Annotated in this window: 20 protein-coding genes; 10 read left to right on the top strand and 10 right to left on the bottom strand. The window is 56.7% G+C overall.

Features of this window, described 5'->3' with window-relative positions:
• Positions 1 to 319: 319 nt before the first annotated feature.
• The 6 genes from FPY71_RS15025 to ubiG all read right to left on the bottom strand — a co-directional run bounded on the left by FPY71_RS15025 (position 320) and on the right by ubiG (position 7,114).
• On the bottom strand, positions 320 to 898 hold the full coding sequence (locus tag FPY71_RS15025) for a CarD family transcriptional regulator (protein WP_149301150.1): 579 nt from the start codon (positions 896 to 898) through the stop codon (positions 320 to 322).
• Positions 899 to 1,305: 407 nt separating this feature from the next.
• Complete coding sequence (gene fdxA, locus FPY71_RS15020) at positions 1,306 to 1,644, bottom strand: ferredoxin FdxA (RefSeq protein ID WP_149301149.1); 339 nt, start codon at positions 1,642 to 1,644, stop codon at positions 1,306 to 1,308.
• Between the two features lie 292 nt (positions 1,645 to 1,936).
• Positions 1,937 to 2,257: an RNA-binding S4 domain-containing protein gene (locus FPY71_RS15015; protein ID WP_149301148.1), complete on the bottom strand. Its 321-nt coding sequence runs from the start codon at positions 2,255 to 2,257 to the stop codon at positions 1,937 to 1,939.
• Between the two features lie 30 nt (positions 2,258 to 2,287).
• A complete protein-coding gene (locus tag FPY71_RS15010) occupies positions 2,288 to 5,485 on the bottom strand; it encodes a helicase-related protein (protein WP_149301147.1) in 3,198 nt (1,065 codons plus the stop codon).
• A 324-nt stretch (positions 5,486 to 5,809) separates the two neighbouring features.
• Positions 5,810 to 6,280 (bottom strand): hypothetical protein, encoded by a 471-nt coding sequence (locus FPY71_RS15005; protein WP_210246308.1) that lies wholly within the window; start codon positions 6,278 to 6,280, stop codon positions 5,810 to 5,812.
• A gap of 87 nt (positions 6,281 to 6,367) precedes the next feature.
• Entirely contained in the window at positions 6,368 to 7,114 is a 747-nt protein-coding gene (gene ubiG, locus FPY71_RS15000) for a bifunctional 2-polyprenyl-6-hydroxyphenol methylase/3-demethylubiquinol 3-O-methyltransferase UbiG (RefSeq protein ID WP_149301145.1), read from the bottom strand.
• Between the two features lie 227 nt (positions 7,115 to 7,341).
• Here ubiG and FPY71_RS14995 point away from each other — a divergent pair, with 227 nt between their 5' ends.
• From FPY71_RS14995 to clpB, 6 genes are all read left to right on the top strand, one after another.
• On the top strand, positions 7,342 to 8,601 hold the full coding sequence (locus FPY71_RS14995; RefSeq protein ID WP_149301144.1) for an aspartate kinase: 1,260 nt from the start codon (positions 7,342 to 7,344) through the stop codon (positions 8,599 to 8,601).
• Positions 8,602 to 8,678: 77 nt separating this feature from the next.
• Positions 8,679 to 10,946: a phosphoenolpyruvate--protein phosphotransferase gene (gene ptsP / locus FPY71_RS14990; protein ID WP_149301143.1), complete on the top strand. Its 2,268-nt coding sequence runs from the start codon at positions 8,679 to 8,681 to the stop codon at positions 10,944 to 10,946.
• A 132-nt stretch (positions 10,947 to 11,078) separates the two neighbouring features.
• Positions 11,079 to 12,158, top strand: a complete 1,080-nt coding sequence (gene prfA, locus FPY71_RS14985) for a peptide chain release factor 1 (protein WP_149301142.1) — start codon at positions 11,079 to 11,081, stop codon at positions 12,156 to 12,158.
• Positions 12,151 to 13,014: a peptide chain release factor N(5)-glutamine methyltransferase gene (gene prmC, locus FPY71_RS14980; protein WP_149301141.1), complete on the top strand. Its 864-nt coding sequence runs from the start codon at positions 12,151 to 12,153 to the stop codon at positions 13,012 to 13,014. The genes prfA and prmC overlap by 8 nt, the downstream gene beginning before the upstream one ends.
• 389 nt (positions 13,015 to 13,403) lie before the next feature.
• Positions 13,404 to 14,564 (top strand): DUF4167 domain-containing protein, encoded by a 1,161-nt coding sequence (locus FPY71_RS14975; protein WP_149301140.1) that lies wholly within the window; start codon positions 13,404 to 13,406, stop codon positions 14,562 to 14,564.
• 243 nt (positions 14,565 to 14,807) lie between these two features.
• The gene (gene clpB, locus FPY71_RS14970; protein ID WP_149301139.1) at positions 14,808 to 17,429 is read left to right on the top strand and encodes an ATP-dependent chaperone ClpB; all 2,622 of its coding nucleotides are present in this window, start codon (positions 14,808 to 14,810) and stop codon (positions 17,427 to 17,429) included.
• An 82-nt stretch (positions 17,430 to 17,511) separates the two neighbouring features.
• Here the strand turns inward: clpB and FPY71_RS14965 are convergent, their stop codons facing one another.
• Both FPY71_RS14965 and FPY71_RS14960 read right to left on the bottom strand, forming a co-directional pair.
• Positions 17,512 to 17,853 carry a DUF6522 family protein gene (locus FPY71_RS14965; RefSeq protein ID WP_149301138.1) on the bottom strand — a complete coding sequence of 114 codons (342 nt, stop codon included), beginning with the start codon at positions 17,851 to 17,853 and terminating at the stop codon, positions 17,512 to 17,514.
• Positions 17,850 to 18,287, bottom strand: coding sequence for an RrF2 family transcriptional regulator (locus FPY71_RS14960; RefSeq protein ID WP_149301137.1), 438 nt, complete (start codon positions 18,285 to 18,287; stop codon positions 17,850 to 17,852). The genes FPY71_RS14965 and FPY71_RS14960 overlap by 4 nt, the downstream gene beginning before the upstream one ends.
• A gap of 81 nt (positions 18,288 to 18,368) precedes the next feature.
• Here FPY71_RS14960 and FPY71_RS14955 point away from each other — a divergent pair, with 81 nt between their 5' ends.
• The 4 genes from FPY71_RS14955 to mgrA all read left to right on the top strand — a co-directional run bounded on the left by FPY71_RS14955 (position 18,369) and on the right by mgrA (position 22,248).
• Positions 18,369 to 18,800, top strand: coding sequence for a group III truncated hemoglobin (locus FPY71_RS14955; protein WP_149301136.1), 432 nt, complete (start codon positions 18,369 to 18,371; stop codon positions 18,798 to 18,800).
• 165 nt (positions 18,801 to 18,965) lie between these two features.
• Positions 18,966 to 20,255 carry a L,D-transpeptidase family protein gene (locus FPY71_RS14950; RefSeq protein WP_246160596.1) on the top strand — a complete coding sequence of 430 codons (1,290 nt, stop codon included), beginning with the start codon at positions 18,966 to 18,968 and terminating at the stop codon, positions 20,253 to 20,255.
• A gap of 11 nt (positions 20,256 to 20,266) precedes the next feature.
• Entirely contained in the window at positions 20,267 to 21,163 is an 897-nt protein-coding gene (locus FPY71_RS14945) for an extensin-like domain-containing protein (RefSeq protein WP_149301135.1), read from the top strand.
• A 47-nt stretch (positions 21,164 to 21,210) separates the two neighbouring features.
• Positions 21,211 to 22,248 (top strand): L-glyceraldehyde 3-phosphate reductase, encoded by a 1,038-nt coding sequence (gene mgrA / locus FPY71_RS14940; RefSeq protein WP_149301134.1) that lies wholly within the window; start codon positions 21,211 to 21,213, stop codon positions 22,246 to 22,248.
• Between the two features lie 72 nt (positions 22,249 to 22,320).
• Here mgrA and FPY71_RS14935 read toward each other — a convergent pair whose 3' ends face one another.
• Both FPY71_RS14935 and FPY71_RS18605 read right to left on the bottom strand, forming a co-directional pair.
• On the bottom strand, positions 22,321 to 24,255 hold the full coding sequence (locus FPY71_RS14935; RefSeq protein ID WP_149301133.1) for a M23 family metallopeptidase: 1,935 nt from the start codon (positions 24,253 to 24,255) through the stop codon (positions 22,321 to 22,323).
• Between the two features lie 188 nt (positions 24,256 to 24,443).
• Positions 24,444 to 24,633, bottom strand: a 190-nt coding sequence (locus FPY71_RS18605) for a hypothetical protein (protein ID WP_210246307.1), incomplete at its 5' end; no start/stop codon positions are given.

Below are 24,633 nucleotides of genomic sequence, written 5' to 3'. Positions count from 1 at the left end.
TCGCAAGGTGATAAGGCAACACACCTTGTCGTTGCGGCACAGAAACAACGGCGGAAACAATCTAAGGTTCCAGATATTCGCGAAATATTGTAAAATTAGGAAGGTTGATCCGTTTGGCAACCTGAAAAATGATGCAATTTCAGCAGCGTGCGGCTATCGGGCGAGTGATAATTTACAATTTCATGACGCGAGGCGCATGTTTTCAAGGACGTTGAAGCATACTGTGTATGGGAAATCACCTGTCCACAGGCACAAATAAAAAAGCCGGCGCTCCAGAGTAGAGCACCAGCTTTAATGGGTTCAGACAGTAGGCGCCGTTTTAAGCGGCTTCATCCGCCTCAATCTCATCCTCATCGTTCTCGGCAACCTTGGCAGTGCGCTTTGGAGCCTTGTTGAGGTTGATTTCAATAAGACGAACAGCCTCAGTTTCCGAGACTTCGTTCACAGCAGCCAGTTCGCGGGCCATGCGGCCCAAGGCTGCTTCATAGAGCTGACGCTCTGAGTAGGATTGCTCCGGCTGAGTGTCTGCACGATACAGATCACGCACAACCTCGGCGATCGAAATCAGGTCACCGGAATTGATCTTTGCATCATATTCCTGTGCACGGCGGCTCCACATGGTGCGCTTGATCCGCGCACGGCCCTGAACCACCTTCAGTGCACGCTCGACAAAATCGGTTTCTGCAAGTTTGCGCATGCCGACTGCCTCGGCCTTTGCAACCGGCACCTTCAGCCGCATTTTGTCTTTTTCGAAATCGATAACGAAGAGCTCGAGCTTCATTCCAGCCACGGTCTGCTCTTCAATCGCAACGATCTGTCCAACGCCGTGCGCCGGATAAACGATGCTTTCACCTGTTTTGAAACCTTGACGTTGGGAGGTTTTCTTCTGAATGCTCATACGCCTGCTAAAACTCCCTGTTGTGCCCGGCTGCAAATGCCGATAAGCACGGGGACGACGCTATAGGTCGCCGGATTAGAGCGCGAGTCATCTCATGATGACACGACAGTCTGGCTCCTGGAGCGAACATCATCAGGCATCAGAAAACATACCCAGCGCAGACGGCTGGTGATGTAAATCAAATGTGACGAAGAAACGCCTTTCGGAAGTTGCCGCGATGCCGTTGGATCGTAAAAGATCAACAGCATTCGACTGTTGCTGAAATAATACCCCAGTTTTGCGCAAATTTCAACAATAATGCTTCAGCGCAGCGCGACTCCCTGACTCAGAACGGTTACCATTCCCCTAATATGTCCCGCAGGGCAGCATTTTGCACCGCAAAATCAAAGAGAATCACTTTCCGATTTTCAATCGCCGCTGCCAGGTTCGGGGGAAAAGAATTTTGCCAGCTTGCCATCAACGCCGTCCATTTCCTTGGCATCGTCCGGCGCGTCACGCTTGATCGTGATATTGGGCCATTTTTCGGCGTATTCGGCATTGAGCTGCAACCAGCTGTCCAGCCCCGGCTCCGTGTCCGGCTTGATTGCCTCAGCCGGGCATTCCGGCTCGCAAACGCCGCAATCAATGCACTCATCCGGGTGAATGACGAGCATGTTGTCGCCTTCGTAAAAACAATCGACCGGGCAAACTTCCACGCAATCCATATATTTGCAGCGTATGCAGTTGTCGGTCACGACATAGGTCATGTCAGGCGGTCCTGAAACTTGCCGGCACAAAGGGTGTACCGGGGCAGTTGAAAATGAGACTTTGTCCTTCGAGCGTTCCTTGTGACCTTTCGATCACCTGAAGCGCCAGAAGTCTTGGCTACGTCGCTTTGTCCTGCTGTTGAAGCGGGTCCGCCTCACAGTGAAATGCCTAAGCTCAGCACGCACACGTTCATCGCTGCACACCTGCACAAGCATTGCTGGAATTGCTCTAGACGCCGAGGTAGCGTCTTGCGATCCTTGATGCAAGAGCAATCCTTACTGTCTTTTCAGCCTATTCGGGTATTGATTTCTCCACCGCTTCCGCAGAGCCGCCTTCGCCAGCAAGGTCGAAATAGAGAGTTGCAGCCTCCGCGGCCGGGCCACGCCTGATGCCAATGGCGGCTATGCGCAACACCCGCACGCGGTTGGCAATGGCGATTGTCAACACATCACCCGCACGCACGACACGGGCATTGTGTTGCACCTTAACGCGGTTCAGACGAACAGCACCTGAACTCAGCAGCTCCTGCGCCAGACTGCGGGATTTGACGATCCGCGCAAAGAACAGCCATTTGTCAATGCGCTGTTCCTGCAATGGCGCGGATTGTGTCAACGAGTTCCCCGCAGTTTCGCTTTGTAAGAGTTACTGCTTGAGCTTGTCTTTCAGGGCCGCCAGCTTGGCAAATGGTGAATCGGGATCAATTGGCCGTGGCTTCTCAACCCGCTTTTCCTGCTGATGCATCTGCGGCTTGCGCTGTTCCTGCTCACCCGAACGGTGCTTGCCGCCCTTGCCGTCAAATCGCTTGCCGCCAAATTTCTGGTGATGGCGCTGGGCACCTTCGCCCTGCTCGTTCTGCCTTCGCTGCGGGCGTTGGTGGGCAGGGCGCTGCCTTGCCTCGCCTTCACCCTCTGCGGGGCGGCGTTGCTGCTGGCCATGCCCGCCACGCCGGTTTTCATCCCGCCGTCCGCCAGCGTTCCGTTCTCCACGAAATGGGCGCCATAGCTGGATCATCTTCACATCCGCTTCAGCCGCAGGAGCGGCCTCTGCTGGTGCGTCCGTGCTTGTGTCCGGCGTTGTGGCCTGCGCATCTCCCGCTGGTGCAGTGTCCTCGTCGGCCGTCACGTCCTCAACCGGGGCAACATCCAGAGGCGCAACCTCGGCGTCAACGGGCTGAGCGCTCACCTCTGTTTCAGCCGAAACATCTGCCGCGACGGTTTCAGCGTCGGCCTGCACTGCCGGTTCAACGGCCTGATCCTCAGAAGTGTTGTCTTCCGGCGCGGGCTCTGCTGGTGCATTTTCTGCCGGAGCAGCAGTTGCGGCGGCAAAAGCTGCGTCCTGCTTTGCCAGCAGTTGCTCAACGTCCGTTGCGCTGACCGAATGGGCGCGATAGCCAAGACCCTTCAGGATCTCATCCATATCTTCCGCCGTGGCACCCAGAATTGACATCATTGCCGGTGTGACAACAAATTCCCGCCCGTTATAGCCGCCATCCGGGCGACGCGCAGTTCCCTGCTTCCACGCCAGTGTCGGGCGGATAAGATCTGCCAGCCGCTCCAGAATATCGACGCGCACCGCTCTTCGCCCCAGCGACCGGTAGCCTGCAAGTGCGTAGAATACAGGGTCGAACTCCGGATCAATAGCCGCCGATGTGCGCCCTGTTGCCAGAAGCTGTGTCACCTCACCGAAGCCGGGCTTGTCGCGACCATCGTTCATCACCCCCCAAAGAAGGGTTATGAGCGCCGCAGGGGCGGGCTTGATCAGTGTGGGCAGAAAGATGTGGTACGCACCGAACCGCACGCCCAGGCGGCGCAGTGCAGCACGCGCCTCCTGGTCGAGTGAGCGGATTTCGTCGGCCACATCGCGTCTTTGCAGCAGGCCGAAGTTTTCAGACAGGCGAAAGGCGATGCCTTTGGCAGTGCCTTCCAGCCCTTCACCCGCTTCCAGGTCTGCCAGTGGCTTTAGAATGGTGGAAACCTGATAGGTGATAAAACGCTCTGCCCGGGCGACCACCTTGTCGCGCGCGGCGCCAGACAACTGCTCATCCGCCAGCATCACGAGCCGCGGCTTAAGCGCACGCTCTCCACTGGTCAGGCTGGCAATCGGTGCGCCCAGCCACCGAACCAAACCGTCTGACCCAATGGCCAGATCGCTGTTGGGTGCGTTGGAAAAACGTTCTGCTCTGGTTTCATACTCACCCGCCAAGGCTTTTTGCGCAGCAGCGCGCACAGCTTTGGCATCCGGCCCGTCAGATTTTATGTCCGGCGTGAACCTGAACCCCTGCAGCTCCCCCACATGATGACCCTCTACGAGCACCTTGCCGTCGCCGCCGATCTCAGCTTCCATCAATGCGTTCTCTCTCAGCCGCCTAATCAAGATGCTTGTCCTGCGGTCTACGAAGCGTTTCGTCAACCTTTCGTGCAATGCGTCAGAGAGCCTATCTTCAATCGAACGCGTCTTTTCTTGCCAGTGTGACGGATCGGCAAGCCATCCGGGCCGGTGCGAAATATAGGTCCAGGTGCGAATCTCGGCTATTCTCTGGGAAAGCGTATCGATATCGCCCTCCGTAAAATTTGCTCGTTCAACCTGTGCCGCCATGTAATCTTCGGCCACTCTTCCGGTGCTCACAAGGTCGCGATACACCGCCAGGATGATCTCTGCATGCTGAGCCGGAGCGATTCGCCGGTAGTCCGGCAGCTTGCACGCCTCCCACAACAGTTCCACCGCACGCCGGTTGCTGGCCGCTGAAAGCACCCAGCTGTCTCGGGAGAGGAAATCGAGAGCTCGTTGATCAACGGAAGGCAAGGCGCGTGTCAGGTCGCTTGTCGGCGGCAACACTTCAAGGCTGCGTGTCAGTGCCTGCACCGAGGAAAAATCAAGCTGGCGCGAGCGCCACTGCATGAGCCGAATCGGCTCGAAGCGATGAGCTTCAAGATCTTCGGCAAGTTCGGCAGACAGGGGTGCGACCTGGCCAGTCACACCAAATGAGCCATCTTTCAGATGCCTTCCCGCGCGGCCTGCAATCTGGGCATATTCGGCTGGCGCCAGTTGCCGGTACTGAAAACCGTCAAACTTCCAGTCCTGCGCGAAAGCCACATGGTCAACGTCCAGGTTCAGGCCCATGCCTATAGCGTCTGTGGCAACAAGAAATTCAACCTCGCCGCTCTGATACAATTCAACCTGCGCATTGCGTGTGCGCGGGCTGAGTGCGCCCAGCACCACCGCCGCGCCACCCCGCTGGCGCCGCACCAGCTCGGCTATTGCGTAAACCTCGTCAGCAGAAAATGCGACGATGGCACTGCGTCGTGGCAAACGGGTCAGTTTCTTCTGACCAGCGTAATGGAGTTGCGACAGGCGAGGGCGGGTCTGCACGGTGATGCCCGGTATCAGGCGCTCCAGAACCGGGCGCATGCTGGCAGAGCCAAGCAGCAAGGTTTCTTCGCGGCCGCGCATGTGCAGTATACGGTCTGTGAAAATATGGCCGCGTTCCAGATCATTGGCGAGCTGCACTTCATCAATCGCCACAAAGGCTGCCGATGTGTCATGCGGCATGGCCTCCACCGTGCACACAATGTAGCGGGCATTGGGCGGTTTGATTTTTTCTTCGCCGGTGATCAGTGACACTGCGCCGATGCCGACACGATCAACCACTTTCTGGTAGACTTCACGCGCAAGCAGACGGAGCGGCAGGCCGATGATGCCGGATGAATGAGCCACCATCCGCTCAATCGCCAACCATGTCTTGCCGGTATTGGTTGGCCCCAGAATGGCCTTAACACCCTCTGCTGTCGGGCGGGAAGGCCGAGAGACGGGGTGATTCTGGTTCAGGCGTGCATCCATCATGAACTGAAGCTATAGCATTTCCCGTTGAAGCGGAATCGCTTCGACGGCAGGACAATGCGGCAAAGCATAAGCATTTCCCGTTGAAGCGGAATCGCTTCGACGGCAGGACAATGCGGCGAAGCATAAGCATTTCCCGTTGAAGCGGAATCGCTTCGACGGCAGGACAATGCGGCGAAGCATAAGCATTTCCCGTTGAAGCGGAATCGCTTCGACGGCAGGACAATGCGGCGAAGCATAGTGTCTATGCGCTTCGGGTGATTGAAAGATCACATGAAGCGATGAAGAAATTGCCCGTGCTTCTTCAAAGCTTAATCAGGCGCTGGCTTAATTCAACGCGCCAACCAAACCTTCAGCCAGAAAGCGCATCCACCGCTGGTGGGATGGCTGAACACGCCACGCAATCAATGCCGCTGCCGCACGCTGGTCGCCTTGCCGCCAGGCATCAAGCAAACGAACAAGCCAGACTTCATCGTCGCTGACGCCTGCAGAGCCGGGTCGATAAAACACCATTTCGCGCCGGGCATGCGACTCCAGGCCGCGGAAAAAACACGTCGCAAAGCGATCGAGAGAGGTCGACTTTTCGCCGGCGAGAAGAAAACAGGCTTTTTCCAGGTTTGGCTTAGGGGCGAGGCGGCTGCGCAAGGCCAGCCAGCGCAACCGATCCAGATCCACCCGTTGCGAATCGTCCAGCCGCGGCCGCTCTGCCAGAATACGGGCAGAGGTGGGGCATGGAAATGATACGACCCGGCCTTCCGGCTCAAACAAAGGCGTTTTGAATGCTGATCTTGCCATCATCTTACCTGCAAACGCACAGCCAGATTAAAGCTGAGCGTGAATGTCACCTTCAACTATCAGAAAAGATTCAAGCTTTCCAGTGGCAGATCAGGCCGGGCGCTGCGCCGTGAGCATATAGTTGACATCCATATCGCCAGACAAGCGCCATTCATCCGCCAGCGGATGGTAGATCACGCCGGATTTGCCCGCCATGTGCAACCCTGCGGCTTCAAGTGGCGCAACAATTTCTTCCGGACGAACCAGCTTGTCATATTGGTGCGTGCCGCGGGGCAGCCAGTTCAGAACATATTCCGCCCCGACAATGGCCAGAGCCAGCGCTTTGAGCGTGCGGTTGATTGTGGCCACAACCATGAAACCACCCGGTTTCACCATTTCCGCACAAGCGGTCAGAAACAGCGGAACATCCGCGACGTGCTCCACAACCTCAAGGGCCAGAACAACGTCGTAAGTCTCGCCTGCATCCCGCAGGGTTTCTGCCGGAGTGTCTCGATAGTCTATCGTCAGGCCACCTTCCGCCGCATGAAGCCGCGCCACTTCAATATTCGTGGTGGAGGCATCTGCGCCTGTAACGTTCGCACCGAGCCGCGCCAGTGGTTCGCAGATCAGGCCACCACCGCAGCCAATATCCAGAATTTTCAACCCGGCAAGAGGTGTGGCGCTTTGCGCGTCCAGGTGAAAATGGTTGAGCAATTCATTGCGCAGGTAAGTCAGGCGAACCGGGTTGAATCGGTGCAGCGGTTTGAACTTGCCATTCGGGTTCCACCATTCTGCCGCCAGACGGGAAAAGCGCTCAACTTCCGCTTCGTCGATTGTTGTCTTCTGGGTGCCGGACATTCACAATCTCCGATGTATCTGTGGCAAACGGGCGATGTTCTGCTCAAGTGGGGATGGTCTGCCGCAGAGGCGAAGTCAAGCGCTGCAACGCTTGCGAATTGCCGTAATTTCGGTTACTGAGCCCTCGCCTTCAGGCGGTGAAGTGGTTCAGGGCCATTTGACGCCAGTCCTTTTAGCCATTCCCGGCGGTGCGGCAAACCGCCCGGCAACCTTGATGCTAGATACCTATGGCTCGTCTCGTTCTAAAATTCGGCGGAACCTCCGTTGCCGATATTGATCGCATTCGGAATGTCGCGCGGCACGTAAAACGCGAGGTTGATGCTGGCCATGATGTTGCCGTGGTGGTTTCGGCCATGTCCGGAAAAACCAACGAACTGGTTGGCTGGTGCCGAGAGGCGTCTGCCATTCACGACGCTCGCGAGTACGACACCGTTGTTGCCTCGGGTGAGCAGGTTACGGCCGGCCTTCTGGCAATTGTGCTGCAGAAGCTGGGCGTGAACGCCCGCTCATGGATGGGCTGGCAAATTCCGCTGCGCACCGACGGCTCGCATGGGGCAGCCCGGATTGACGCGATTGACGGAACGGAGATCATTCGACGCTTCGGCGAAGGTCAGGTTGCGGTTATCGCAGGCTTTCAAGGTCTGGCACCGGACAACCGCATTGCCACTTTGGGCCGGGGTGGTTCTGACACCAGCGCGGTCGCTGTGGCAGCAGCCCTGCAGGCCGATCGCTGCGACATCTACACCGATGTGGACGGCGTCTATACAACTGATCCGCGTATCGAGCCCAAGGCACGACGCATGGACCGCATTTCTTTTGAGGAAATGCTGGAAATGGCGTCGTTGGGAGCCAAAGTCTTACAGGTGCGCTCGGTTGAACTGGCCATGGTTCACAAGGTGCGCACATTCGTGCGTTCTTCTTTTGAAGATCCGGACGCCCCCGGCATGGGCGATTTTGATAACCCGCCCGGGACCCTTATTTGCGACGAGGATGAAATCGTGGAACAGCAGGTTGTGACTGGCATTGCCTATGCCAAGGACGAAGCCCAGATTTCGCTTCGCAGGGTTGCAGACCGGCCCGGTGTTGCCGGGGCAATTTTCGGCCCGTTGGCCGATGCCGGTGTGAATGTCGATATGATTGTTCAGAACATATCGGAAGACGGCTCCCACACCGACATGACCTTTACGGTGCCTGCCAGTGATCTGGACAAGGCGGCTTCAATTATTGCTGCCGCCAAGGAAGACATGGGCTTTGATGTTGTGCAGTCTGAAAGCGGGCTGACAAAAGTTTCCGTTATTGGCATTGGCATGAGAAGCCATGCCGGTGTGGCTGCAACTGCCTTCAAGGCATTGGCTGGCCGGGGAATTAACATTCGTGCCATCACAACTTCCGAGATCAAAATCTCCATTCTGATCGACGGTGAGTTTTCAGAACTTGCAGTTCGGACCTTGCATTCAGTCTACGGTCTTGACAAAGCTCGTCCGTGAAATCGGGCACAGATTGTTGTGCCCGATCGGGTGCCGCTGAAATGGCGCCTTAACGCAATGGACGGATGACGCCTCTGATGCGAAGCGATTCTCCCGGACCACGGGTGTTGTTGCGCCGGATGCGGGAGCTGATGGCTGAACCACTGGAGCCTCAGGTCCGGCTCGATGAAATTGTGCGCCAGATCGCAGCCAACATGTTGGCTGAGGTTTGCTCGCTCTATGTTCTGCGGGCCGACGGCATTCTGGAACTGTATGCTACAGAGGGTTTGAACCCGGGTTCCGTCCATCTGGCCCAGCTCCGCCTTGGCGAGGGACTGGTTGGCACCATTGCCGCCACTGCGCGCGCACTGAACCTGAATGATGCGCAAAAGCATCCTGCATTCACCTATCTGCCAGAAACCGGGGAAGAGATTTACAACTCGTTCCTCGGAGTTCCGATTCTGCGAACCGGACGCACCCTGGGCGTTCTGGTGGTGCAGAACAAAACAAAACGCGCCTATCGCGACGATGAGAGCGAGGCGCTGGAAACAGTCGGAATGGTAATTGCAGAAATGATTGCCGCGGGAGGTCTGGAGGGACTGTCGCGGCCGGGGGTGGTGCTTGACCTGTCACGCCCGGTAATGATTGAAGGGGCGGCACTGGCCGATGGCATTGGCGTCGGGCGGGTGGTTCTGCACGAGCCGCGCGTGGTGGTGACCAACCTTTTCAACGAAGATGTGGAACGCGAAATCACGCGGCTGGAAAAGGCCCTTTCCTCGCTGCGCATTTCAATTGAGGACATGCTGGAGCGCCGCGACATTGCGGGCGAGGGTGAACACCGGGCGGTGTTGGAAGCTTACCGCATGTTTGCCAATGATCGTGGCTGGGTGCGCAAGCTTGAGGAAGCGGTGCGCAACGGCCTGACAGCCGAAGCCTCTGTTGAAAAAGTACAGTCCGACATGCGGGCACGCATGATGCATATGGCCGACCCCTATCTGCGGGAACGGCTGCATGATTTCGATGATCTGGCAAACAGGCTCCTGCGCCAGATCATGGGACATTCCATTGACCCGTTTGACGGCGATGACAGTTTTGACGCCATTGTTGTATGCCGGTCCATGGGCGCCGCAGAACTGCTGGACTATCGCCGGGAGCGCATCCGCGGCCTGGTGCTGGAGGAAGGCGCGCCAACCAGCCACGTTGTTATCGTGGCCAGGGCGCTGGGCATTCCGGTGGTCGGCCAGGCAAAAGGCGTTGTCTCGCTGGCGGAAAAGGGCGACGCCATCATAGTCGATGGTGAAGAGGGTGCCGTGCATTTGCGCCCACCTTCCGACATTGAGTCTGTGTTCAACGAGCGATTGCAATTTCGCGCCAAGCGGCAGGAGCGGTACCGTGAATTGCGGGATCTGCCGGCCGAAACCAGAGACAGCGAGCGGATCAAGCTTCTGGTCAATGCCGGACTTCTGGTTGATCTGCCGCAACTCGCAGATGCGGGCGCAGATGGCATTGGGCTGTTTCGCACCGAATTGCAGTTCATGGTCGCTTCTGCCATGCCCAAGACTTCAGAGCAGGAGCGGCTTTATGCTGCCGTTCTGGATGCTGCAGGCGAAAAGCCGGTAACGTTTCGCACGCTGGATGTGGGTGGTGACAAGGTTTTGCCCTACCTGCACCAGTCGCCGGAGGAAAACCCGGCGCTGGGCTACCGCGCCCTGCGCCTGGCGTTGGATAAGCCCGGCCTGATGCGCACCCAGTTGCGTGCATTGCTGCGTGCTGCTGGTGGCAGAGAGCTGAGCGTCATGTTTCCGATGGTGACGGATATTGACGAGTTGCGGCAGGCCCGCGACCTGATCTCACGCGAGTTCAAGCAGCAGACGCGTTTCGGCCATGTCATGCCGCGCAGGCTGAAGCTTGGTGCGATGATTGAAGTGCCATCCATGCTGTATCAGCTGGACGAATTGATGGCTCTTGTGGACTTTGTTTCCATCGGGTCCAATGATCTGTTTCAGTTCTTCTGTGCGGTTGACCGTGGCAACACGCAGATTGCCGGCCGATTTGACGATTTGTCGCCGCCGTTCTTCAAAGCGCTGCGCGATATTTTGCGGGCGGGAGAGCGCAACGCTGTTTCGGTAACACTGTGTGGCGAACTGGCCAGCCGTCCACTTTCGGCGATGGCGTTGATCGGCCTTGGCTTCCGGTCTATCTCCATGACCACTTCGGCGATCGGGCCGGTCAAATCCATGATTCTGGAGTTGGATGCCGGACATCTTGCCCAGGAGCTGGACAGTTTTCTGGAAGACCGCTTCCGCATGGGAACTCTGCGTGAGTTTCTGACGACCTATGCTGAAACCCACAACATTCCTGTCTAGAGCATTGTGCGGCCGGTGAGCGGAATGGCGCAAGCGGCAATACAGTGTGACAGGCCAACGAATTGCAGCGTTTCTAACGGTCGAAAGATCACATGAAACGCTTCAGACCAATCAAGAACCTTCAGGACCAGCATGGCGATTTTGCCCGCAGAGACAATGAATGAAATTCTTCGTCGTTCGGCTTTTCTGGAAGCCGAAATGGCCAAGGGGCCTGACCATGAGGTCTATGCAAAACTTGCTTCCGAGTTTTCCAGTCTGGAAGATGTTGTGGAGGCGATCCAGACCTACAATTCAGCGGTCAGGGAGCTTGCAGATTTGCGGGCTTTGCTTGAGGACGCAACAGCCGACCGGGAAATGCGCGACCTCGCAGCAACGGAAATTGACGAGGTTTCCGAGCGTATTGAAACGCTGTCCAACGAAATTCTGATTCTGCTTCTGCCAAAAGATGCCGCCGACGAGAAAGGCGCTATTCTGGAGATACGGGCCGGGACCGGTGGATCGGAAGCGGGGCTGTTTGCTGGCGATCTGTTCCGAATGTATCAGCGCTACGCCGAGCTGAGTGGCTGGAAAGTAGAGCTGCTTGAAGCTTCAGAGGGCGAAGTTGGCGGCTATAAGGAAGTGATCGCCTCTGTCAAAGGCAAAGGCGTGTTCTCGCGGTTGAAGTTTGAATCCGGAGTGCACCGCGTGCAGCGTGTGCCGGCAACGGAATCGTCCGGGAGGATTCACACCTCCGCCGCAACGGTGGCTGTGCTGCCAGAGGCGGAAGACATTGATATCGAAATTCGCGCGGAAGACATTCGCATCGATACGATGCGCGCATCCGGTGCTGGTGGTCAGCACGTCAACACCACAGACTCTGCGGTTCGCATCACACATCTTCCCACCGGCATCATTGTAACCTCGTCGGAAAAGTCCCAGCACCAGAACCGTGCGCGAGCTATGCAGGTTTTGCGGGCCAAGCTTTTCGATATGGAGCGGCAGCGTATGGACAGCGAACGTTCCGAGTCCCGGCGCTCACAGGTTGGCTCGGGCGATCGGTCTGAGCGGATCAGAACCTATAATTTTCCACAGGGCCGGGTTACAGACCACCGGATCAACCTGACGCTTTACAAGCTGGATCGGGTGATTGAGGGAGAAATGGACGAACTGGTCAACGCATTGGTTGCCGATCATCAGGCAGCACTGCTGGCGGCTGTGGGTGCCGATGCCTGAGACGACTGTCGGGCAATTGTTGCGGCATGCGCAGCAGGTTCTGGCCGCGGCTGGTGTGGCGACTGGCGGCCTGGATGCACGGTTGCTGGTAATGGAAACCCTGGGTCTTTCCAACGCCGATCTGATACTTCGTGCCGAAGCTCCGGTCCCGTCTGGCTCTGCCGAAATGGTGTCGCAGAAATTGGCGCGGCGTTGCCATGGAGAGCCGGTGCACCGGATCCTTGGGCACCGCCCGTTCCATGCGCTTGATTTCATTTTGTCTGCCGACACATTGGAGCCGCGCCCCGACACTGAAGCACTGGTGGATCTTGCGGCCAGAGCATTTGAGCGACGCTTTGGCAGAGATGGCGAATTTGTTTTTGCAGATATTGGCGTGGGAAGCGGAGCAGTTGCCGTTTCCCTGCTTGGTCTGTTTGCACGAGCCCGCGCCGTTGCCGTGGATATTTCGGCCGGAGCTTTGGCAACCGCCAGCCTGAACGCCGCACGAGCCGGCGTGGAGGACAGGTTTCTGCCGGTGAGAGGAAATTATCTGGATGCGATCTGCGGACCGGTGGATGCAATTGTTTCCAACCCACCTTATATCCCCACTCACACATTGGGCGAGCTGGACGCACAGGTTCGCAATTTTGATCCGATCCTCGCTTTGGACGGCGGTCTGGACGGTCTGGTTGCCTACCGAGCAATCGCATCGGCTCTTGAATCCAGTCTTTCACCACAAGGCGATGTGCTTCTGGAAATAGGATTTGACCAGCAGCAGGACGTTACAGCCATTCTTGATGGTGCGAATTTTCGTTTGGAAAACAGTGAACGCGATCTTGGTGGGCATATTCGCGCCTTATGGTTCAGGCGCAACTGAGCTGCATAAACTGCGCCAGGTTGTGTATTTTCCCGGTGTTTGTGCAACAAAACTCTTGTGAGATAGAGCATCAGCAACTAGGACTAACGCATAGAGACGGAATTATCGACAGGAAGTCAGCTGATTCTCCGGATGCCGGAGGTGGTTTTTTCCTCGATACGGCTCCGATCCGTCCAGTGTCAGTGCACACTCACGGGACACACCAACACGAAACTTATTGAGCAGGAGCAAAGCAGTTCCCGATTTTTCGGCTGCAAAGGCAACAGGCTCAAATAACGGATAGTCATGCGTGGTGGCGTTTGCCGCCCGCCGATAAGGGGCCAGACTGGGGAGATGTGAGACCTGTGCAAGGTCAACAGTCAGCCAGGCGATCCAGAGACAGGAAAAGCATGAGGCCAGGACAGCAACAGCAGCAGAACAAGCGGATGCGCGGACGCGGTGGGCGCAAAGGCCCGAACACGCTTGCCAGAAGCTATGAGTCAAACGGCCCGGATGTGAAAATTCGGGGCACTGCGCAACATATCGCTGAAAAATATGCAGCTCTGGCACGTGATGCTACGGCATCCGGCGACCGGGTGATGGCCGAAAACTATCTGCAGCACGCAGAGCATTACGGCCGTATCGTTGCCGCTGCGCAGGGCAGTTTCCAGTTGCAGTCCAGCGAACGTGACTATGACGGTGACGAGGAAGAGCAGGACGACGCATTGGCCGATGGCGCCGAGCGGGTGAACGGCCAGCAGAATGGCGAGCGCCAGTATGGCGAACGCGGGCAGGGCGAACGCCAGCAGAACGAGCGGCCATACAATGAGCGTCCGCAAAACGAGCGCCACCAGGGCGAGCGTCAGTACAGCGACCGCCAGCCAAATGATCGGCAGGCTCCGCGTGACAGCAATGGGCGCTCTGACGGCAGAGACCGCCGTGATGAGCGGCGCAACAATTTCCGCGAGCGGCAGCAGAACGCCAACGGCCACGCACCTAATGGCGAAGTGGCTCAGGATGGCGAAAATGCGCCGGTTGCACGTGAAGGCGGCAACCGCAATGAAGAGGGCGGTTTCCGGCGCGACAGAAACCAGCGTTTCTCTGAGCGGCGGGAGCGGTTCAACCGTGATGACACTGCTGGTCAAGCCGGTGTCGCCGCAGTGGGAGCACCGCAACCTGAGCTTTCTGCCGAGCCGACTTTCTCTGATGATGCGGCAACCCGGCCGGCAACGCAGGTCACGTCCGTTTCGGTTCATCGGCGTTCGCGCCCTGCGCCTTCCGAAAGCCGTGAGGTAGAGGCGGAAGCTCGCGCTGAGCCGGAAGCCCGCGCAGCACCCGTTGTTGAAAAGCCGGCCCCGGCTGAAGAGGCACCTGTTGCCAGCGAAGCAAAGCCGGCGCCACGTCGGCGCGCACCGAAGGCGGCTGCCAAGCCTGCAACTCCCGCCCCGGCCCCGGAAGAGGCAACTGCGGAAGCGGCACCTCGCAAACCGGTTCGGGCTCGCCGTAAAAAGGCGGAAGCCCAGGATGATGAAGGCCATATGCCGGCATTCCTGGTCACATCCGACAGCTGATATCAAATCTCAAAACCCCCGGCACTGCCGGGGGTTTTGGTTTGATGGGTCGGGTATGTCGGCTATTTCAACTCAACCACCTCCACTTCAGTAGCGAACGTCGTTAAAAAACTGTTGTCGGCGGGTCTTTTCCACGCGCATTATCACTCCCATATCGTGTTCAGCGGCTTGCCTTATCGGGAGCCGACTCCAAACACCGATCCGAATGCCGCACAGCGGGTTGCGTATCGAAAGGGGATAAGAATGAATTTGGAAAAATACACCGAGCGGGCACGTGGTTTTGTTCAAAGTGCTCAGACTCTGGCTTTGACGCGAGATCATCAGCAGTTTTCGCCGGAGCATTTGCTTAAAGTCCTGGTTGACGACCCGGAAGGCATGGCCGCCGGCTTGATTGAAAGAGCCGGTGGGCAGGTTCAGTCTGTCAAAGCCGGTGTGGACGCCGCATTGGAAGCCATGCCGCGCGTATCGGGCGGCTCCGGCCAGATGTACCTTGCGCCTGCTACGGCCAAGGTTTTTGCCACAGCCGAAGAGATTGCCAAAAAAGCGGGCGACAGCTTCGTAACCGTCGAGCGGCTGCTTTTGGCTCTGGCCATGGAAAAGTCTGCCAAAACATCCGAGATTTTGGCAAAAGCGGGCGTTACCCCGGGCGGATTGAATTCCGCAATCAATGAAATTCGCAAAGGTCGGACTGCCGACAGTGCCTCTGCCGAACAGGGTTATGAGGCCTTGAAGCGCTATGCCCGCGATCTGACGAAGGACGCACGGGAAGGCAAACTGGATCCGGTGATCGGGCGTGATGACGAGATTCGACGCACAATCCAGGTTCTTTCACGGCGTACGAAAAACAACCCTGTGCTGATTGGTGAGCCAGGTGTGGGCAAGACTGCTATTGCTGAGGGGCTGGCCTTGCGGCTGGTCGATGGCGATGTGCCGGAATCCCTGCGTGACAAGCAGTTGATGGCGCTGGATATGGGATCCTTGATTGCCGGTGCAAAATATCGCGGCGAGTTTGAAGAGCGGTTGAAATCAGTTTTGTCCGAGGTTCAGTCTGCTGACGGCAACATCATCCTGTTCATTGATGAAATGCACACGCTGGTTGGTGCGGGCAAGGCAGATGGAGCAATGGACGCTTCCAACCTGTTGAAGCCAGCGCTGGCTCGTGGAGAACTGCACTGCGTTGGTGCGACTACGCTGGATGAATATCGCAAACATGTCGAAAAAGATCCCGCACTTGCCCGGCGTTTTCAACCGGTGTTCGTGGATGAGCCGACGGTTGAGGATACGGTTTCCATTCTGCGCGGCTTGAAAGAGAAGTATGAGCAGCACCACAAGGTCCGGATATCGGACTCTGCCTTGGTGGCCGCGGCCCAGCTTTCCAACCGCTACATCACCGACCGTTTCTTGCCCGACAAAGCCATTGATCTGATTGATGAAGGTGCGGCGCGCTTGCGGATGGCGGTGGATTCCAAGCCTGAGGCATTGGACGAAATTGACCGGCGTATTGTTCAGCTGAAAATTGAACGGGAAGTTCTGAAGAAGGAGACCGACGACGGAGCGCGCAGCCGGTTGGAAAGGCTGGAAGCTGAATTGGCCGATCTTCAGGAGCAATCCGACGGATTGACCGCATCCTGGCAGGCTGAAAAATCCCGACTGGGGCTTGCCGCCGAACTGAAGCGGAAGCTGGATGAGGCGCGCAATGCACTGGCGATTGCCCAGCGCAACGGCGAGTTTCAACGGGCGGGTGAGTTGACCTATGGCGAAATTCCTGAGCTTGAAAAACAGCTTCAGGCAGCGGAGGCGGCTGATCTGAGCCGTGCCGGGCCAATGGTTGAGGAAACCGTGACGGCAGATCATGTGGCACAGGTTGTTTCGCGCTGGACTGGAATTCCGGTCGACAGAATGCTGGAAGGCGAGCGTGACAAACTGTTGCGGATGGAAGATGTGATCGGCAAAACCGTGATCGGGCAGGGCGAAGCCGTACAGGCTGTTTCGCGGGCGGTTCGCCGTGCGCGTGCGGGCCTGCAGGATCCGAACCGGCCTTTGGGTTCGTTCATATTTCTCGGCCCGACCGGCGTCGGCAAAACCGAGCTGACCAAGGCTCTGGCAAATTTTCTGTTTGATGAAGAAACCGCAATGGTTCGCATCGACATGTCGGAATTCATGGAAAAGCATTCGGTTTCAAGATTGATCGGCGCACCTCCTGGTTATGTTGGCTACGAAGAGGGTGGCGTGCTGACCGAGGCTGTCCGCCGTCGGCCCTACCAGGTCATTCTTTTCGACGAAATCGAAAAGGCGCATCCGGATGTGTTCAACGTGCTGTTGCAGGTGCTGGATGATGGTCGCCTGACCGATGGCCAGGGGCGCACGGTGGATTTTCGCAATACTCTGATCATCATGACGTCGAATCTTGGAGCCGAATATCTGGTTTCGCTGAGAGACGGCGAAGATGTTGACAGCGTGCGCGAGCAGGTAATGGATGTTGTCCGCTCCAGTTTCCGGCCGGAATTCCTGAACCGGGTGGACGAGATCATCCTGTTCCACCGCCTGCATCGTTCTGAAATGGGCGCCATTGTCGATATTCAGATGAAGCGACTCGAAAAGCTTCTGGTAGATCGGGAAATCGTTCTTGAACTGGAGCCTTCTGCAAAAGACTGGCTGGCAGACAAGGGCTATGATCCGGCTTACGGGGCACGCCCTCTGAAACGGGTTATCCAGCGCGAGGTTCAGGATCCGCTGGCGGAAAAACTGCTGCTTGGCGAAATCAAGGACGAGGATCGCGTCAAGATTTCCGCTGGCAATGACCGGCTTCAATTCTATGTCGTCGGCTCAAAAAGCGGCAGCGACGGAGATCGCTTCGCGGCTTGATTTGAATGGTGCCTTTGTGTTCACAAACGCGAAGGCACCATTAATCGTTGCAGCGCCGAGGTTTTAACCTGCCCGTAACAGTCTAAACTTCGGATTTGGCAGAGTGGCTGGTTGCCGGAGCAAATCCGGTTGACTGGCTGATAATGCCACCATCCACACTCACAATCGCCTGCCACATCTGGTTGCCGCAACGCACAGTCAGGCGAAAACGGCCGGCGTCATCGCCTTGGCCAGCCTCGACTGTGCTGACCACCTGTCCCCGAGTCATCAGGTTGCGAAACTCTTCCACCGGGCGTTTGAAACATGCAGCAAGTCCGTCGGCCTCGATGGTGAACTCGCCATTGGCGTCCCGCTCAATCACAACCGGCCTCAACGGATCATCGCCGCTGCGTTCCGACTTGCGGCAAAGCTCTTTAATGTTCATGCCAGCACCGCCAGTCTTTCGCGCATCCTGCACGGGTCAGCCACCAGATCGGCCAATGTGAGACGGTCAAGCTCGGCAAAAAAGGCTTCCACTGCCCGCCCAAGTGCGCCGGTCAACTTGCAGGCGCCGTGAAACACGCAGTTGCATTGGCCGGATCCGAGACAGGCAACCAGTTCCACATCACTTTCCAGACTGCGAACAACATGGCCCATTTGAAGCGAACCGGGCATTTGGGCCAAAGTCAGGCCGCCGCCACGGCCGCGTATGCTTTTGACAAAGCCCAGATTGACCAACGTCAGTGCGACTTTCATCAGATGGTTTCGCGATATCCCGTGCCGTTCGGCAAGTTCCTCGATGGTGACAACCCTGCCTTCCATGACAGCAAGTGACATCAGAACTCGCAGACCATAATCGGTATGGGCGGTCAGGCGCATGGCTTCTCCAAACATGCATTTACAATGCATGTTTTATTGTCTAATCCTGCTGACGTCAATTTCACAGTTCACGGTGTCAAAATGCGTGTTGATCCGCGCCCCGAAATCATCACTGAAACACTGATACACAACGTTGTTCATGCATTTTACGCGCGTGTTCGGGCAGATGCTGCTCTTGGGCCGATTTTCGAAAGCAAGCTGAACGGTCGTTGGGATGCGCATTTGGCGACTATGGTGGATTTTTGGGCGTCGGTGACTTTGCGCGCAGGGCGATATGCCGGCAAACCCCATGTCAGGCACCATGGACTGGGCCTTGCACCGGAGCACTTTCAGCAATGGTTGGCGATGTTTGAAGCAACAGTGAATGAGCTCTGCAGGGGAGAGGCTGCTGCTGCATTGATCGATCGGGCTCACCGCATTGCTGACAGTCTGCAAATCAGCCTGAACATAGGGCCCAAAGCGCTGCATTTTCCAGCCTTTGCGGGTGGGGGCAATGCACGCGCTGCACGATGAATCCGTGACATTTCTGCCGCGCTTCAATCAGCCAAACAGACATAACGGAATATTTTACCTGCCATTCTGCGCCAGAACACGTTCCTGACCGTTTCCTTTGCCATTCAGTAACCATATTTCGTCATGGTAACTCTGTTTATGTCCGGTCGTGGAATGAGGTTGGTTATGATTGCAGTGCGCCGTCTGGCGTTGGCTTTGGTACTGCCTGGTGTCCTGTCAGTTATGACGGGGCCGGCGCTATCGCAATATGGCTATCAGAACGATGCGTATTACAACAATCTCGACATGAACGGCGTTGAGCGCTTTCTTGACGATCAGGGCCGAATTGTTACGGTTGACGCCTATGGGCAGATTATCTCGGTGGAAGAGCCACCGCAGCGCGGCTATGGAGAGCCGCCAATTGCACTGAGCGCTCCGCCTCCTGGTGCTGTACTGGAAGGACCAGTCGGCCGCGACTATTATGACAACAGGCAGGCGGGTTATCCGCCGGTTGATCGCGGATATACCGGTTCGATCGAGCAAGTGCCGCCCGCCGTGCAGCCGATGCAGCCCGGCCAGCCGATGATTGAGACAAACCCGGCCCCGCCGGTTGCAGGACCTTCCGGCACCAAGGCGACAATTGAGGTTGCCGCCTTGCAGGTTTTGCTGGACAGGGCAGGGATTTCTCCCGGCGTTATCGACGGAAGAATGGGCTCCAACGTCAATAAGGCAGTGGCCGCCTATTTCGAGATGACCGGCAAGCGTATCGATGCTTCCAACCCGCAGGCCTTGCTGGAAGAGCTGCATATGACCGGCGGGCCGGCCATCAAGCAGTATGAAATTACCAATGAAGATGTTGCAGGGCCGTTCGTTGCGTCCATTCCATCAGACTATGGTGAGAAGGCGTTGTTGCCCGCCATGTCCTACGAACGTGTTTCTGAAATGCTGGCCGAGCGGTTTCACATGGATGAAAACTATCTGCGCAGTCTCAATCCAGAGGCTGATTTCAGCCGCCCCGGCACTTTGCTCAAAGTGATGGACACCGGGAAGAATGTGGCCACTCCGGTTTCCCGCATCATTGCCGACAAGGGCAGGGAGCAGGTTCGCGCCTATGATGAAGCCGGGCGTCTGGTCGCAGCCTATCCAGCCACAATCGGGTCTTCGGCGACACCATCGCCAAGCGGCATTGTGGAAGTGACCCGCATCGCACTGAATCCGAATTACACTTACAATCCGAAGATCAATTTTCAGCAGGGCAACAACACCCGCGTGCTGACGATTCCACCGGGACCTAACGGGCCTGTTGGCTCGGTCTGGATTGCCTTGTCCAAGCCAACTTACGGCATTCATGGCACTCCCGAGCCATCACAGATTGGCAAAACCAACAGCCATGGTTGTATCCGCCTGACAAACTGGGACGCGCAGGAACTGGCAAAAATTGTCAAACCCGGTGTGGTCGTGGAATTCATCGATTGATTGGAGAGCTGATGCGCACGTTACTCACAAAGGTCATCGTGCTGTCTCTCCTTGTCTCAATGCAATTACCGGCTTTGGCTCAAGAGCCGGAAGCCACTGGCTCGGAATTACCTCTGCCTTCCCCGCGCCCGGGCGATGAAGCCGCTGACCCTGCAATGCCGGTAGCCCCACCTAAGCCGGCAGAACGCGCTGAACCGCCGGAAACGGCAGAGCCTGATGAACCTGCCAAGCCTGCCAAGCCCAAAGATGAGCCACCAGCAGCTTATGTTCCGCCGGAAAAAGCCAGAACGGTGCCGGAAGACACAGCCCCGCCAACACCGGATGCTGGCGTAACGCCCACCGAGGCCACTGAGGCCGCCGCGGCAGTGCTGGATGCGGAAACCTGTGAAGCGGAACTGCGCCAACGCGGTGCAGAGTTTTCGATAGAGGCCAGCATTTCGGAAGAGCAATGCGGAGTCTTGCGCCCTGTTCTTCTGAAGAAGTTTTCGTCTGGAGCCACTATTGGACCGGACACGCGCATGCTCTGCCGGGCGGCATTGGCACTGGATATCTGGGTTGCCGAAAGCGTCACATCAGCGGTGGAGAAAGAGCTGGACGGTGAGAAACTGGCGGCAATCGCTCAAGCCTCGACCTATGTTTGCCGTGACCGTGCTTCCGAAAAGCAGATTTCCGAACACTCGCGCGGCAGTGCAGTCGATATATCTTCCTTCGAATTTGAATCCGGCAAGCGCATTGAGGTTACGGCGCAGGCCCCAGGATCTCAGGAAGATAAATTTCTGGCGGCAATTCGCCGTGCAGCCTGTGGTCCGTTCAGAACTGTTCTCGGGCCTGGCACCGATGCGGACCACACAACGCATTTTCATCTGGACATTGCAGCCAGATCGAATAACTCAACCTACTGTAGATAAGCCTGCCTTGTGCAATTCGCATAGCCGCCAATAACAGGATATGACCAATGCCATATGTTGCGGAACAGTCGCGATATGATTCAATGCCTTATCGGCGCACCGGGCGCTCTGGCCTGCAACTGCCTGCGATCTCACTTGGGCTTTGGCAGAATTTCGGCGGCGAAGATGTTTTTGAAACGGGCCGTGCCGTCTTGCGCCGGGCTTTTGATCGCGGTGTTACGCATTTTGATCTGGCGAACAATTATGGGCCGCCGGCCGGGTCTGCTGAGGAAAACATGGGCCGCTGGATGCAGCTTGATTTCCAGCCATACCGCGATGAGTTGCTGATCTCCACCAAAGCGGGCTGGAACATGTGGCCCGGGCCTTATGGAAACTTTGGCTCGCGAAAATATTTGATTGCCAGTCTGGACCAGAGCCTGAAGCGCATGGGTCTGGACTATGTCGATATTTTTTACCACCACCGGCCCGATCCAGACACCCCATTGGAAGAGACAATGGGTGCGCTTGACCAGATTGTTCGGTCGGGCAAAGCGCTTTACGTCGGCGTTTCATCCTACTCAGCGGATATGACGCTCAAAGCGTATGAGATCCTGAAACAGCAGGGAACACCCTTCATCATCCACCAGCCATCCTATTCGATGCTGAATCGTTGGGTGGAGGATGAATTGCTGGATACGTTGCGCGATATTGGTCTTGGCTGCATTGCGTTTTCGCCGCTGGCGCAGGGATTGCTCACCAACAAGTACCTGAACGGCGTTCCGGAACTCTCGCGCGCAACGCGGGGTGGTTCCTTTGCCAAAACAATGATCAGCGGTGAGAATCTTGAGCGCATTCGCTCTTTGAACAATATTGCTGAACGCCGTGGTCAGTCTTTGGCGCAAATGGCAATTGCGTGGGTATTGCGCAATCCCGCAATCACCTCTGCATTGATAGGTGCCCGCACTGTCGAGCAGTTGGACAACTCACTGTCGGCGCTGGACAATCTGGACTTCTCGGCTGACGAGATTTCCGAAATTGATCGCTATGCCACTGATGGTGGCATCGACCTCTGGCGTGCGCAATCTCGCATCAAGGCGCAGAATTAAGCCAAAACGTTTGCGCACGAACTGAGTAACATGAAAAGGTTTCAGGTGATCAAGCGGTCACCTGACAATGTTTCAGCGGCCAGCCACCCGGGCGTCCTCGGTGGTCTCTTCAAGCAGTGAATCAATTCGCTGCTGCTCCAGTCGGAATGCCTCCAGCTTTTCGCCTTTCAGTGTCCGACTGGCCGGAAGACGAATGCGCATAGGGTCAACACGCTTGTTGTTAACGCTGACTTCGTAATGCAGGTGGTTGCCGGTTGAAAGGCCTGTCGATCCCACCGTGCCGATAACCTGACCCTGCCGAACCTTTGCACCAACCGATACGCCTTTTGCGATGGTGTTCTGATGCGAGTATGAGGTTTCATAGCCATTGGCATGCTTGATGATGGTCTGCCGGCCATAACCGCTGCTCCACCCTGCCTGTGTTACAACGCCGGAAGCGGAGGCAAGAATGGGCGTGCCTCTTGGTGCCGCCCAGTCAACGCCCCAGTGCGTCCGCGTATAGCCTAGTACCGGATGGCGTCGAGAGCCGAACGGAGAGGTGAACCGGCCATTTGGCACCGGATTGCGCAACATGAACTGCCGTGCGCTTTTGCCATCGGCATCATAATAATCGAGAACTTCGGCGTCACCATCCCAGAAGCGGTAATAGCGGCGTTCCTGACCACTGAAATTGGCTTCTATATATAGAAGCTCGGATTCGCCGTCGGCCTCTGTACTGCCTTCCGACAGTGAGTAAAGCACAGTCAGCTTGTCCTTGGGATCGAGCCGCGCCTGAAAATCCAGATCAGAAGCCAGAATGCCGATCAGGCGTCTTACCAGTCGATTGTCCAGGCCATAAGAGAGCGACGCCTGATAAATGCCATCGTAAACGGTCGGCATGCTGCTGCGCATAGGCTCTTCAGTGGCGTTCTCGTCGAATGCTTCTGCAACAGAGCGGCTCAGCTTTGGCTCCGGCCCTTCGACAAATTTGCTATCGTCAGAAAGAGCAACAGTGCCGAGGTGACGTACACCTTTGTATGCGGAAAGGCGAACTATCTGACGATCGCCGGTCTTGCTGGTGAGCCCCAGACGCAAAACCTCGCCCGCAGTCAGTTCATCCCGGCCAAGCAGTTCCGACAGGGCGGTACTGACCTTGCGGGAATTGGCCTCGTCATACTCATTTTCTGTCAGCAGATTTCGAATCTTGGCAGTCTCGCGCAGCGGAATGATTTCTTCCGAATAATGCGGATCGTTCTGATTGCCCTTATCCGGCTCCGCGACGGAAACATTTTCCTGGATGACGCGGAAGGCCGAGCCCGGCACATAGCCTTGAATATCGCTGGTCGGATCAAACCGGCCTGGGTCAAACGGCAGGAACGCCGCGACCTGAATTGGCGTTGAATCCAGGTTCTCTTCAGTCTGGCGCAGCAGAAGTTCTGCTTCCGTTGTGCCGATGTCATCCAATGTGTCCAGCTCCGGGCTGTCGAAGCTGAAAGCTTCCATTGCCAGCTGAACGTCGGACTCGATGCGGGCACCATAAATCTGCCCCTGGTCAGCCACAGGGCGGGGTCCACCTTCAACTTCCGCAAATACATTCAACGGATCAAACGGCGGATAGTCACCCACTGCGCTGTGACGCGCACCCAATGTCATTGTTACAAAGGCAAAAGGCATGGCCCGAATAACTTCGCGCGAGCCTTCCGAAATCATTGTAGGAACTTCAATGACCTTCTTGCTGCGTGGCAGCGGGATCATCGTGGCAAAAACGCGCTCGCCCTTGGCAAGCGGCGTATTGGAACTTGCAAGTGATGCGGCAGGGTTCTGGATCAACGGGCGGGTCAGTTCCGGCCGCCCCTCATGGGCCGCCGATAGAGCAATGCCCATTAACGTAACAGATGTCAGACCGGTCAAAAGCGTTCCCGCAAGCCAGCGAGCCGATACCTGTCGCCTGTCCGGGCGCCGACGGCGATCCGCAACAAGGGCCGGTGTATCGCCCAACTCACTCAATACATGTCGATCCTGCTTCATCCGCGCCTTGTTGGTCTTGCGCGCGTTGCCGCGGCAAGCGAAAACCCCGTTGATCGGAAATCGATATGTCAGGAAGCGCGCACAAATATGACCGCGCTCCACAATTTCAGGATTGGCCGCTTTTAACCCCCTATGTCAATCGGACTTGGCAATATGATTCCTGAAAAGTGCAGGCTCATCAGTTTCCGTTATTGGTTTGTTTTGCGATTCCGTTTGGGTTTGGGTCTGATTCCGGGGTTGTTTGTCGGGTTCAGCTGTAATGATTCTGACATGATGACGGTTGGGTGAGCGAATGGTTTGAGTTTAGGCCATTGATTTTGTTTGCGTTTGAAAATTTTTGGCGAATGTTTTGATTTTTTGATTGACGCAAAAGGGAGA

It is taken from the genome of Aureimonas fodinaquatilis (assembly GCF_008369445.1).
GTDB lineage: Bacteria > Pseudomonadota > Alphaproteobacteria > Rhizobiales > Rhizobiaceae > Aureimonas > Aureimonas fodinaquatilis.
The sequence above is the reverse complement of the archived record's forward strand: the minus strand, read 5'-3'. Positions and strand labels throughout refer to the sequence as shown.

Excerpts from the sequence above, each read along its gene's own strand:
- ubiG (WP_149301145.1), bottom strand. The coding sequence starts at position 7,114 with ATGTCCGGCACCCAGAAGACAACAATCGACGAAGCGGAAGTTGAGCGC.
- prmC (WP_149301141.1), top strand. The coding sequence starts at position 12,151 with ATGCCTGAGACGACTGTCGGGCAATTGTTGCGGCATGCGCAGCAGGTT.
- FPY71_RS14945 (WP_149301135.1), top strand. The coding sequence starts at position 20,267 with ATGCGCACGTTACTCACAAAGGTCATCGTGCTGTCTCTCCTTGTCTCA.
- FPY71_RS15005 (WP_210246308.1), bottom strand. The coding sequence starts at position 6,280 with ATGATGGCAAGATCAGCATTCAAAACGCCTTTGTTTGAGCCGGAAGGC.
- clpB (WP_149301139.1), top strand. The coding sequence starts at position 14,808 with ATGAATTTGGAAAAATACACCGAGCGGGCACGTGGTTTTGTTCAAAGT.
- FPY71_RS14960 (WP_149301137.1), bottom strand. The coding sequence starts at position 18,287 with ATGCGCCTGACCGCCCATACCGATTATGGTCTGCGAGTTCTGATGTCA.
- ptsP (WP_149301143.1), top strand. The coding sequence starts at position 8,679 with ATGCGAAGCGATTCTCCCGGACCACGGGTGTTGTTGCGCCGGATGCGG.
- FPY71_RS15010 (WP_149301147.1), bottom strand. The coding sequence starts at position 5,485 with ATGATGGATGCACGCCTGAACCAGAATCACCCCGTCTCTCGGCCTTCC.
- mgrA (WP_149301134.1), top strand. The coding sequence starts at position 21,211 with ATGCCATATGTTGCGGAACAGTCGCGATATGATTCAATGCCTTATCGG.
- FPY71_RS14955 (WP_149301136.1), top strand. The coding sequence starts at position 18,369 with ATGCGTGTTGATCCGCGCCCCGAAATCATCACTGAAACACTGATACAC.
- FPY71_RS14950 (WP_246160596.1), top strand. The coding sequence starts at position 18,966 with ATGATTGCAGTGCGCCGTCTGGCGTTGGCTTTGGTACTGCCTGGTGTC.
- fdxA (WP_149301149.1), bottom strand. The coding sequence starts at position 1,644 with ATGACCTATGTCGTGACCGACAACTGCATACGCTGCAAATATATGGAT.
- FPY71_RS14965 (WP_149301138.1), bottom strand. The coding sequence starts at position 17,853 with ATGAACATTAAAGAGCTTTGCCGCAAGTCGGAACGCAGCGGCGATGAT.
- FPY71_RS14975 (WP_149301140.1), top strand. The coding sequence starts at position 13,404 with ATGAGGCCAGGACAGCAACAGCAGCAGAACAAGCGGATGCGCGGACGC.
- FPY71_RS15025 (WP_149301150.1), bottom strand. The coding sequence starts at position 898 with ATGAGCATTCAGAAGAAAACCTCCCAACGTCAAGGTTTCAAAACAGGT.
- prfA (WP_149301142.1), top strand. The coding sequence starts at position 11,079 with ATGGCGATTTTGCCCGCAGAGACAATGAATGAAATTCTTCGTCGTTCG.
- FPY71_RS14995 (WP_149301144.1), top strand. The coding sequence starts at position 7,342 with ATGGCTCGTCTCGTTCTAAAATTCGGCGGAACCTCCGTTGCCGATATT.
- FPY71_RS14935 (WP_149301133.1), bottom strand. The coding sequence starts at position 24,255 with ATGAAGCAGGATCGACATGTATTGAGTGAGTTGGGCGATACACCGGCC.